At 55.2% G+C, this 9,906-nt stretch carries 16 protein-coding genes; 10 read left to right on the top strand and 6 right to left on the bottom strand.

Translation table 11 applies throughout. From position 1 onward, the window contains the following. The 4 genes from OQK_RS20270 to OQK_RS20255 all read right to left on the bottom strand — a co-directional run. Positions 1 to 862, bottom strand: an 862-nt coding sequence (locus tag OQK_RS20270) for a hypothetical protein (RefSeq protein ID WP_016773987.1), incomplete at its 3' end; no start/stop codon positions are given. Position 863: 1 nt separating this feature from the next. Further along, positions 864 to 1,586 carry a Rha family transcriptional regulator gene (locus OQK_RS20265; RefSeq protein ID WP_016773986.1) on the bottom strand — a complete coding sequence of 241 codons (723 nt, stop codon included), beginning with the start codon at positions 1,584 to 1,586 and terminating at the stop codon, positions 864 to 866. A gap of 149 nt (positions 1,587 to 1,735) precedes the next feature. Next, positions 1,736 to 2,353: a hypothetical protein gene (locus OQK_RS20260; protein WP_016773985.1), complete on the bottom strand. Its 618-nt coding sequence runs from the start codon at positions 2,351 to 2,353 to the stop codon at positions 1,736 to 1,738. 54 nt (positions 2,354 to 2,407) lie between these two features. Further along, on the bottom strand, positions 2,408 to 2,623 hold the full coding sequence (locus tag OQK_RS20255; protein ID WP_016773984.1) for a YdaS family helix-turn-helix protein: 216 nt from the start codon (positions 2,621 to 2,623) through the stop codon (positions 2,408 to 2,410). A gap of 87 nt (positions 2,624 to 2,710) precedes the next feature. Here OQK_RS20255 and OQK_RS20250 point away from each other — a divergent pair, with 87 nt between their 5' ends. From OQK_RS20250 to OQK_RS20240, 3 genes are all read left to right on the top strand, one after another. Further along, positions 2,711 to 3,442: an XRE family transcriptional regulator gene (locus tag OQK_RS20250; protein WP_038861466.1), complete on the top strand. Its 732-nt coding sequence runs from the start codon at positions 2,711 to 2,713 to the stop codon at positions 3,440 to 3,442. A 584-nt stretch (positions 3,443 to 4,026) separates the two neighbouring features. After that, positions 4,027 to 4,653 carry a type II toxin-antitoxin system MqsA family antitoxin gene (locus OQK_RS29455; protein WP_081489875.1) on the top strand — a complete coding sequence of 209 codons (627 nt, stop codon included), beginning with the start codon at positions 4,027 to 4,029 and terminating at the stop codon, positions 4,651 to 4,653. Continuing rightward, complete coding sequence (locus OQK_RS20240) at positions 4,650 to 5,039, top strand: hypothetical protein (protein WP_016773981.1); 390 nt, start codon at positions 4,650 to 4,652, stop codon at positions 5,037 to 5,039. The genes OQK_RS29455 and OQK_RS20240 overlap by 4 nt, the downstream gene beginning before the upstream one ends. 81 nt (positions 5,040 to 5,120) lie before the next feature. Here OQK_RS20240 and OQK_RS20235 read toward each other — a convergent pair whose 3' ends face one another. After that, positions 5,121 to 5,342 (bottom strand): hypothetical protein, encoded by a 222-nt coding sequence (locus tag OQK_RS20235; RefSeq protein ID WP_016773980.1) that lies wholly within the window; start codon positions 5,340 to 5,342, stop codon positions 5,121 to 5,123. Positions 5,343 to 5,478: 136 nt separating this feature from the next. Here OQK_RS20235 and OQK_RS20230 point away from each other — a divergent pair, with 136 nt between their 5' ends. Both OQK_RS20230 and OQK_RS20225 read left to right on the top strand, forming a co-directional pair. Beyond that, complete coding sequence (locus OQK_RS20230) at positions 5,479 to 5,898, top strand: superinfection immunity protein (protein ID WP_016773979.1); 420 nt, start codon at positions 5,479 to 5,481, stop codon at positions 5,896 to 5,898. Positions 5,899 to 6,356: 458 nt separating this feature from the next. Further along, entirely contained in the window at positions 6,357 to 6,536 is a 180-nt protein-coding gene (locus OQK_RS20225; RefSeq protein WP_016773978.1) for a hypothetical protein, read from the top strand. 587 nt (positions 6,537 to 7,123) lie between these two features. Here the strand turns inward: OQK_RS20225 and OQK_RS20220 are convergent. Continuing rightward, complete coding sequence (locus tag OQK_RS20220) at positions 7,124 to 7,363, bottom strand: YceK/YidQ family lipoprotein (protein ID WP_038861465.1); 240 nt, start codon at positions 7,361 to 7,363, stop codon at positions 7,124 to 7,126. Between the two features lie 174 nt (positions 7,364 to 7,537). Here OQK_RS20220 and OQK_RS20215 point away from each other — a divergent pair, with 174 nt between their 5' ends. The 5 genes from OQK_RS20215 (at position 7,538) to bet (ending at position 9,789) form a co-directional block, all read left to right on the top strand. Continuing rightward, positions 7,538 to 7,774 carry a hypothetical protein gene (locus tag OQK_RS20215; RefSeq protein WP_016773975.1) on the top strand — a complete coding sequence of 79 codons (237 nt, stop codon included), beginning with the start codon at positions 7,538 to 7,540 and terminating at the stop codon, positions 7,772 to 7,774. Next, positions 7,771 to 8,004, top strand: coding sequence for a hypothetical protein (locus tag OQK_RS20210; protein WP_016773974.1), 234 nt, complete (start codon positions 7,771 to 7,773; stop codon positions 8,002 to 8,004). The genes OQK_RS20215 and OQK_RS20210 overlap by 4 nt, the downstream gene beginning before the upstream one ends. Beyond that, positions 8,001 to 8,171: a hypothetical protein gene (locus OQK_RS30815; RefSeq protein ID WP_016773973.1), complete on the top strand. Its 171-nt coding sequence runs from the start codon at positions 8,001 to 8,003 to the stop codon at positions 8,169 to 8,171. Before OQK_RS20210 ends, OQK_RS30815 begins: the two co-directional genes overlap by 4 nt. A 246-nt stretch (positions 8,172 to 8,417) precedes the next feature. Continuing rightward, positions 8,418 to 8,927 carry a zinc-finger-containing protein gene (locus tag OQK_RS20205; protein ID WP_016773970.1) on the top strand — a complete coding sequence of 170 codons (510 nt, stop codon included), beginning with the start codon at positions 8,418 to 8,420 and terminating at the stop codon, positions 8,925 to 8,927. A gap of 55 nt (positions 8,928 to 8,982) precedes the next feature. Then, the gene (gene bet, locus OQK_RS20200) at positions 8,983 to 9,789 is read left to right on the top strand and encodes a phage recombination protein Bet (protein ID WP_016773969.1); all 807 of its coding nucleotides are present in this window, start codon (positions 8,983 to 8,985) and stop codon (positions 9,787 to 9,789) included. Positions 9,790 to 9,906 lie beyond the last annotated feature (117 nt).

Here is a 9,906-nt window from a genome sequence, read left to right as displayed (position 1 = left end):
TCCCGTTGATGCGCTGACCGGTCACCCACTGGGTGTGGTAGCTCTCGGCGTTGGCCAGCAGTTCGTTGAGGCTGTGGCACTTGCGCAGAACGGCGGCATCGCTGGTTTTCAGGAAGTGGGCGGCGACGTGGTGAGCTACATCGGCGCCGAGGCGGTCGACCAGTTGACCGAGCTGGCCACCTACCTTGGCGTTCCACACGGGCCAAGTGCTGTAGCGCTTGCGGTAGGCCATGGCGTAGTTCGCCCAGACCTTGAAGGTTTTGCAGGACTGGTCTTTTGGGCCTGGCATGTCAGCGGGAATCTCGACCCGTGGCGCATCGGTGCGATCAACCACAAGAACCAGATTGCGGGCCGGCTTGTCCGGGCTGCCTTGCAAGTCCTGACTGGTATCCTGATTGGTACCCTGATGATTGGTATCCTGATTTGTCGGAGATTTTTCCGACCCTTGCTCGGATTTTTCTCCGACCTTGCTCGGATTTTTTTCCGAGTTAGATCGGATTTTTTTCCGACCTTCGTTCTTTGGTGGGGTCGGATATTTTTCCGACCCATCAAGCTTCTGATTCCACTCGATCGCCTTCTCGGTCAGGCGAAAAAGAGTGATGTTCGATGTACTGGAAAGCTCAATCAAACCGGCTTCTTCCAGAGCCTTCAGCAAGCGGTAAGCAGTGTCTGGCTTGTCGGTGAGGAGTGGCAGCTCCTCGATGATCTTGGCCTTGCTCAGCGCGAAGAAGATCCCGTCGTCAGTCTTGATTGGCTTGGTCCAGCTCGGGCAGCCGTAGACGAAGGCGAACAGCAGGGCCTGCTGAGAATTCAGCCCCCACTCCAACGCCTTCACCTGATTGATCGTGACGGTGAATTGCATATCAGGCCTTCCCGACCAGTTTGGCCAGTTCAGGGAAACGATCCACGTACCAGTGAGGCTGGGTTTCGCGGGGGCATTGAGGACTGGTGAGGTTTTTGCCGTAGGCCAGACCCTTCTCAGTCACCGACCAGAAGTCGACCATTTCCTGTTTGGAGTTCTTGCGCTGGAGCTGCTTGAAGAAACCCTTGGCGGCCAGTGCGCGGTTGAATGCTGTAGGCGCAATGCGGATGCTGTTGTCTTTCAGCAAGGCCGTGGCCGATTTGGTGGGCATCGAAGAGCCGCCGGCGGCATCAGGTGCAGAGTCGACGGCGTAGCCTGGGAGAAACTTCGGATCGAGCCCGTTGTTCTGGGCGATCTTCGTGAGCATGGCCATCTGGCAAGATGGCGCGGGTTTCAGCAGGCGCGTGAAGCACTCCATGATGGCGATCTCGCCGACGACCTTCGTGCCATTGAGCAGAACCTGCTCGCGGGCGCCCTGCTGCTGCTCCAGCTCCCGCCAACGGCGAATCACCTTCATGCGCATCGGGGCGCTGTAGCCGGTGAGCAGGCAGTCGGTGTGTTCGCGGTCGAGCATGTATTCGACCTGCTCCCGGTTTTGACCGTCTAGATAGATGTGCTCAAAATTGAGTACATCTAATTTCAGCTCTTTCAGCATCGCAGCGATGTCCCGCTTCACGTTGGCGTGCCGCTTGCCGGTGACGTTAGCGATCTCGCGGGAGGACATCGTGGTACGCGACGCGTTTTCAGAATTCGAAAAACGTGTCGCGACACTGTTGGGGGTATTGCTTGAAGTAGGTTGGCTATGCATAATCGGCCTCATCAAGTGTTAATGAATTAGCCGGGGCGCAATCCCGGCTTTTTTGTGCCTGCGATTCAGGCAAGCTTCAAATTCGGTTTGTGTTTCGCAAGCAGGGTCTCGGCCTTCCGTCCTAACTCCCCCGCCCGAGCCTCGACCTGACGGCATTGCTCAGCGAACGCCGGCAGGTGCGGCAGGTCCTCTTCGCACATCACCTGGTCATCAAAGACTTCGCTGCCGGTATCGATCACATCGCCCAGAGCCCGGATCAGTGCACCGAAGCTTCTGTTGGCACAGTGATCGCTCTGCATCTGGCGGGCACCAGTCAGGCCGTGGCGACCGGCCAACTCATTGATGCAGTTGTCGCGAAACTCAGGCTCCAGTGCATTCACCCAGGCCTCTTCCAGCCAAGACGGCATTTCCTGATCGCCCGAGAGCCAGCGCTGCACGCGCTTTAACCAGCGGCCTGTCGCCTTCACGAATTCGCCCACATCGTTCAGGCGCGCCAACTCATTGAAGTCTGGGACTTTTGACTGAAAGATCTTGGCGGCGGGAACTCGCAGGCAGATCTCCCGGCTCAGGGCTTGGGCGAAATCGTCCTGGCTCAAGCTGGTGCGTGCGATCTGGTTTTGAGCGTGGGCGACCAGCACTTGGTCGCGGGTTTGGGCGCTATGTCTTGGACTGGACGTTTCCATAGGGACTGCTCTCTTCTAATCTGGCTTCAACGGATTGGCGGACAGGGATGTCGCTTAGGCGGCCATCTCGGCCCAAGGAAACGACGGGCACAGGTTTTCTTTTTTGAAAGCACCTTCGGTCAACGCCTCCGCTCGTTTGGCAATAACCGGAGACATGCCGTGCTTCCCCCGAACCCAGCCGGAAACGGTGCTTTGATCAACCTTGAGCTTTTCGGCGGTGGCCTCCTGGGTGCCGAAGTAGTCAACGAGGCCCTTGTAAATTGCGTTCATGATGCCCCTCCATACGGGAATACCCATATAGTAGGTTATGGGAATACCGATTTGCAAGGGTATGGGAGCGCCCGTAATACTTCACGGATGGAATTTAAAGACCGACTCAAAGCAGCCCGTCGCCACGCCAAGCTCAATCAGACTGAGCTTGCTGAGCGCGCCGGACTCACACAGACCTCGATCTCCGATTTGGAGAGGGGAAAATCGAAAGCTACAGCCTTCGCAGCCCAGATCGCCTCTGTATGTGGCGTGTCCCCGATGTGGCTGGCTGAAGGTATCGGTGACATGATCAAGGGTGTGTCTGATCATCAGGCTGAACGCATCCAGCCCAGCGTGAAACTTGGCAGCATCGAAACCTGGGATGACGAAACCCCACTCGATGACGATGAGGTCTACGTCCCCTTCCTTCATGAAGTCGAACTGGCGGCCGGATCTGGCAGGTTTGCAATTGAGGAAAGCGCCAACTCACGCTTGCGCTTCAACAAGAAGGACCTGCGCCACAACGGCGTTCAGTTCAGCAATGCGAAGTGCGTGAAGGTCGGTGGCAACAGCATGGTGCCTGTGCTGCGCGACGGCGCCACCGTCGGCGTGAACGTGGGGAAAAACTCCCTGAGCGATATCGTCGACGGCGAGATGTACGCAATCAACCACAACGGCCAGCTTCGCGTGAAGCAGGTCTATCGCATCCCTACCGGTCTTCGCCTGCGTAGCTTCAACCGTGACGAGCACCCGGATGAGGACTACACGTTCCAGCAGATCCAGGAGCAACAGATCTCGATTCTGGGGCATGTGTTCTGGTGGGCGATGTACTCGCGCTGATGGCATCTGCTCTCCTTTTCAAGGCAGATTAGACGCCTAGCACTAGGCCATCATACAATTCAGTTTCACCTAACTTTTGACTGGGAAAATCCGACGAGCCTAGTGTTTTTTGGATTGCTAAGGGAACAAGGAAGATACAAGCAATGTCTAGCGTTTGTACCCATTATGGTTAATACTGGCAAACGCCTGCCACCATCCAGGCCGCATCCAACCGATGCAGAGCGGAAAATTGCTGATGGCCCATGCCACGATTTGACGATTGTGCATGCTCTGATCCGCGCGAAGGGATACAAGGGCATTCACGTCGCCACAGAGGATGGATCAGGAGAGATGATTGATTATTGCATGGACGAGCAAGATCTGGCGGACTTGGTTATGTCTCTTAGTCAGAGACATTACAACGGTTCCGAATGGTGTAAATTTTCGCCTGACAGCCCATGGTTCGAAGCTGATTCGTACCGAATTCGGAAAGCTGAGAAGCTTCCCTCGGAAAGAGATGTTCGTCAATGTAGTTATTATTTGAAGTTCTCAATAAACAAACTAGGTTCGATGATACTATTCTTTTCAGTTCATAGAGATAAATTATGAACAATTTAGACATATGCCCCGTATGCTGTGAAGGTCATCTGCATAGCTATAAATTCTCCAGGGAAATTAGCTATAAAAATGTTAAATGCATGGCGGACACTTTTGAAAGTTCGAAATGTGACGTTTGCGGATCCTCTGTAGCAACGCACAATCAAACAAAGCAAAACAAATTACTTGCCGTGAACTTTCAGCGCGCGGTTGATGGACTTCTGCCTACGCACGAAGTTTTTAGAATAAGAAAAAAATTAAAACTTTCGCAACGGATGGCATCCGCGATTATTGGAGGAGGCGGCAACGCCTTTTCAAAGTATGAGTCCGGCATCATTAAACAGTCAGTGGCTGTTGATAACATGCTTAGGGTTCTAGACGTTAAGCCCGCCTTGATAGATACCCTAGTCAAGGCCGATGAGCAGCGCAGGGCCCTTGCTTCGGTACAAACTGAGATATATATCCAATCCACTGAGCCAGAAAAGGTGGTGGAATCTCCAGTACTGTCATTTATCAAGGATGTTGTAATTGCTGCACAAACTGCTTTTTTTCCTACAATGACAGAGCCTTCATCTAGCCACGCGGCTAACTCAAGCGCAATCAATTTTGAATTCAGTGGCGGAAGATTACCATGAAAAAGAAAAACACCAATTATACGCTTATAATTGCCGACGACATTAGAGCAGAGCTTAACGATAAGTTCTCATTAATGGGCATAACGCACAACCCTATTACACTTGATAAAGCATCAGATCAGGACCATGCACTTCATACTCTTGCTGCTTATGGAGAGTTCGAGGGACTAGCCGATTCAGAAAAAGCTGAAATAAAGATTACCAGCCCTACCGGTGACGTATTAACGGAAGGCATCGTACCCATCCCAAAAGATCAAAAAACAAAACTTTTAGTTATTGCCGGAAAATTTGTTAACGTAAAATTCAAAAAATCAGGCATACACAATCTAAGCATGAGTATCGATGGATTTGAGTTCAAAAAGTCATTCGAAATTGTGTTGAATTAATATTTTTTGAATGCCCGCGTCTTGCGGGCATTTTACTAATTAAATTTCACAGAGCCATCAGCCTCTTTTCCTGCTTCTCCCCTACTTCCAATCCTCAAATCCCTCAACCGAGTGCGCCCAGAAGGCTGTCGCCTTCTCCACCAATTCCCGCCAGCCATCGCCGCCAATCATGCTGGCGCGCATATATTCGTCCGCCGGCTTCAGCAGTTCGTCACAACCGCTCCTCGGCGTCCATCCTGACTTCCGCTCTAGGAGTAATTTTCGCCAGGCGGACAGAGCCTGCGCTTCCCAATCCTTGTTCATCACGAGTACCTAGTTGATTTGCAGCGATAGAGATCCCGCATAGCGCTGCCGTTCAGTGGGGGCGACTGACGGTGGGGAAGATGGTGGCGCACAGCCACGAATGGTAAAATCTCAGCTCAATTGATGGAGGGAACCCATGAAGATAGTAGGCCTGATTTTGCTCGGGATTGTTTGCCTGATCAGCTACCTGATTGGGAGCGGCTCCAACGGCTTTGCGATGGTCGCAAGCATCGTTTTCTTTCCGAGCGCGATCGCGCTGTACTTCTACCCGACAATCTGCGCTGTCGGGGAACATCCCAAGGCCACACCGATATTCGCGCTAAATCTTCTCGCTGGCTGGACCTTTATCGGCTGGGTCGCTGCTTTTATCTGGGCTTTGAGCAGGCCTAGCCCCATAGAGTTCGCAATGGCAAGTGGTTTTCCGGAATCGACACAACGGGCACCTGAGCCCGTATCAGAAATGAAAGACTGCCCCTTCTGCGCGGAAACCATCAAGGCCGCCGCCAAGAATGCCGGTATTGCGGTTCTGACTTGGAGCGGCAGACCGTTTAAATAGCATCAACGCTATATGAAGCCTGCCAAGCGCAGGCTTTTTTTCGGCCAAAAAATATGGGAATACAGACATTTATGGGCATACCCATTGACATAAAATATGGGTTTACCTATATTTCACTCATCGCAGCGACACACAGCTACTGCGAAGGGCCTCAACAGACCCACCGCTCTTTAACAACCAGCGCCATGAACGACTACCCGGCCAGTCCGGTTAGGTCACTCCCGGCTCCATCGGTGGGAGGTCAGTAAACCGATGAACAAAACCGCACTTGCCTCTACCGGCGACCGGCGATCCGACAGGCCCGAAAGCCTGCCCACGCGCAGCCCACTGCGACGGCGGACGAGGTGTTGACCGAACTGAGGGAATGACCTGGTAAGCGGGTGCGGAGTAACACGGAATTTTTCACTGATGCACCTGGTGACGGGTGCATTGGGAAAACAACCGAACGGAGCAACAACATGACTCGCGCTGAATATGAAGACAAAGAATGTATCGCCATCGCCGCGATGCTTGGGCTTCTTGCTCGCTCAACCCCTGCTTCACCCGAGGAAATCGCCATTGCCGCTTTCGACTATTCCGAGGCGATGGTGGCTGAGCGCCAAAAACGGCTCGGTGACAAGCCAGGGTTCAACGACTGATTTCACTGGCTGGCCTTGGCGACAGGGCCAGACGGGAAAACAACCGAGGGCAAGACGATGCCAGACCCAAACAGCCCTAACGGCTGCTTTCAGCGCCATGGGTACACGGTTGAGCGAATGCCGCGCAAGAGCGGCGTCGGCCACCACCGAGCGATCTACGACCGAAACGGTCAGCAGGTTCTGAATCGCGCTGGATACGACGCAGAGATTCAGTTCTGTGCTGAGCGCGGATTGATGCTGAAAGATGATCAGGTCCCGCTGCAAACCGCGTAGCTGTCATTTGCAGCGCTTGAAACGGAATGCATGGATCTGTTCCACGACAGCCTGTCGTTAACTGCCCTTATGCAGCGATGGTTGAGAGCGTGGGTGGTCACGCTGAAAGCTGCCTTGAAACCACCCGATCCTCTCTATGAGTGCGCATCGGGGTGTGATCTGAATGCGCAAGCTAGAGCGCGACGAAGTAAGTCGGTTTGACAAATCGATGCCGTTCGCATGACGGCATAGCGGAGATATCCCGCGGAATGAATGACATGCAAGCCGGAGATCAGCCCCGGCCAGATCACACCCCGATGCGGACAACCGATAGCTCAAAGGTTGCAGCTGTATTGATATTCGAATGGGAAAAAGACGGTATCGACCACCAGAGAAAACGGCGCGTCGATCAGCAAAAAGGGAATTAGCTTTCCTTTGGAGGTACCCACCAACCACCAGTCGAATCGCACGCCAATGTAGGGGCACCGGTGCTTGTCATAGTCCATGCGCATGGCGGTTGCCATACACCCACTCAGGCTGGCAATCAGCACCAGTAAAATCGCTTTTCGAACCACGTAACGTCCTTATTACTTCTTTGTGCGGAGCTGGATAGACGCTGGCGCGCAGAGTTAGTCACCCTCCCCCGACACCACCCGAATGCACTCCCCTCCGCGCCCATCGGCAACCAGCGGAGCGGATGAGTGCATCCGAGTTTTGTTGGATCAACACCCGCCACCACGGAGGCGACCATGGCAACCAGCTATGCAGACAGTGCGCAGGCCCGAGAGTGGGATCGGCGCTTTGATGAATGGGGGCGCCCCAAAGCGCCGAAGGTTGAAGACTTTCACGACTACGAAGCCGCAGCGCAAGAACGCACAGAGCGTCAGGCCTTGATGGCAGCTCAAGAGCTGGTCGACCGCAAGGCGCGGGCGAAGCGAGTTGCGGCAGCGGTGGTCGCCTACGGCGAATTCTGGGGGCTCAAATGAACATCCAGCAGCGTGACCATCAAACGGCGGTGACCTGGATCGAAGGCGAGATCAGCAACATGATCCGCGACCTCGGCAAGCCCAACGCCAGCGCCGCCGCGACATCCTGCATCACCCTGGCCTTCATGCTTCGTGCCATTGACGACAACGAGCACCGTCACTACCGCGCACGCATCGATCAGATTTACGCCTCCTACAACGCCTCCGTCTCGCAAGGAGCAGCAGCATGACAACCGCACCGGTAAAAACGCTTCTCGATGAGCAGTTGGAAGAGATTGAACGCAGCCTCGCGGTTGTCGGCGCTGGTATCCCTCGTGAGCTTCCTGTTTCGGCGCTCCCTCCTCCACTGGCGGCGGCCATCAAACAAGGCCGCATCGCTGTGAGGGTTCGGCCATGAAAATCATGTTCTGGTGTCTTGCCGCTGGCCTGCTGGTGGTTATGGCTGCATACAGTGCGGCTCGCGATTCGTCCAGCGTGTGCCAGGTGCCGCGCTCCACCACCTACCAGGTGTTCCGATGACCAGCCTTCAGCGTGCACGCCGCATCCTGATTCGGCGCGGCTCGTTTCGAGTCCTCTCGATTTACACCTTCCTGATGCTGCTCAGCGCCCTCGCCGATCGCGTCACACAGTAGGAAATACCGATATGCCACTCGATCCTCGGGCGAACGCCCCCGAGCGCATTGCTGCGCCTGCTCCGCTGCCTCACGTCAGCCGACGCGCACTCAAACGCGTGAAGAACCCAATCCCCGCGCCAGCGGACTGCCGCTATTGCGGTGATGACGTGCACCTGGTCTGCAACTCGGAAATTTACCGAGGTCACAGCTTCGGCGATTGGCCCTACGCCTACCTGTGTCGAGGCTGCCGCGCTTACGTCGGCCTGCATCCACAAACGGATATCCCGCTTGGCACGCTTGCCGACGATAAGTTGCGAGTCCTGCGGAACCGAAGCAAGGCGGCATTCCACGACCACATGAAGAAGGCCGGCATGACTCGAACCGGCGCTTACCAGTGGCTGGCCGAGAAGATGGGCATCGATGTAGGTGTCTGCCACTTCGGATGGTTCGATCTTGCCGAATGCTTCGCGGCGGAAAAAGTCGTCGAGCAGGCAGGTCCGCAAACGGCAATGGCTCAAGCATTCGCAAAAGCTCAATAACCCAAGCACTCAATCGCTGCGCATGTCGCGGCAAGGATTTCCCGTGAGCGCAGTAATGAAGCAGGAAGACCAATTGCCTGCGATGTCTGAGGCGGCACTTGTTGAGGTGCTGAGCAACAGCCTCTACCCGGGCGCAGAAAAGAACTCTGTGGTGATGGTGTTGGCTTACTGCCAGGCCGCGCATCTGGACCCGATGCTGAAGCCTGTGCACATCGTGCCGATCTGGAACACCAAAGCGAAAAAGATGCAGGACACGGTAATGCCCGGCATTGGTCTTTATCGCATCCAGGCCGCGCGCACTGGGCAGTACGCAGGTATCAGCGACCCTGAATACGGGCCGCCTATTACCGCAAAGCTGGGCGGCGTGGACGTCACCTATCCAGAGTGGTGCCGGGTGACCGTCAAGCGCCAAATGTCGAACGGCCTCGTTGCCGAGTTCACCGCAAACGAGCGCTGGCTTGAGAACTACGCAACGGCCGGCAAGGACACGATTGCCCCAAACACCATGTGGAAGCGCCGCGCCTTCGCCCAATTGGCCAAGTGCGCTGAGGCTCAAGCGTTGCGCAAGGCGTTCCCCGAGGTTGGATCAGCGCCAACGGCCGACGAAATGGAAGGCAAAACATTCGAAGAGGCGCCGCGTGATGTGAGTCCGCAGCGGCAGCAAGAGCCTGAGCCCGAAGCTCTTCCGCCCTACTCCGATGATCTCCTGAAAGAGAACATCGCCAAATGGCAGCCACTGGTTGATGCCAACCGAACCAGCCCAGAACACCTGATCGCGACCATCAGCAGCAAGTACACGCTCAGCCCGGCCCAGATCGAAAAAATCCAGAACCTCAAAGCCATCGACGGAGACGCAGCATGAAAATTCACAACGTAGCTCAAGGCTCCGCCGAGTGGCACGCATTGCGCGCTCAGCACTTCACAGCCTCCGAGGCGCCGGCAATGATGGGCGCTTCGAAGTATCAGACCCGCACCGACC

This window comes from Pseudomonas sp. R62 (genome assembly GCF_000257605.1).
GTDB classification, from domain to species: Bacteria; Pseudomonadota; Gammaproteobacteria; order Pseudomonadales; family Pseudomonadaceae; genus Aquipseudomonas; species Aquipseudomonas atacamensis.
The sequence above is the reverse complement of the archived record's forward strand: the minus strand, read 5'-3'. Positions and strand labels throughout refer to the sequence as shown.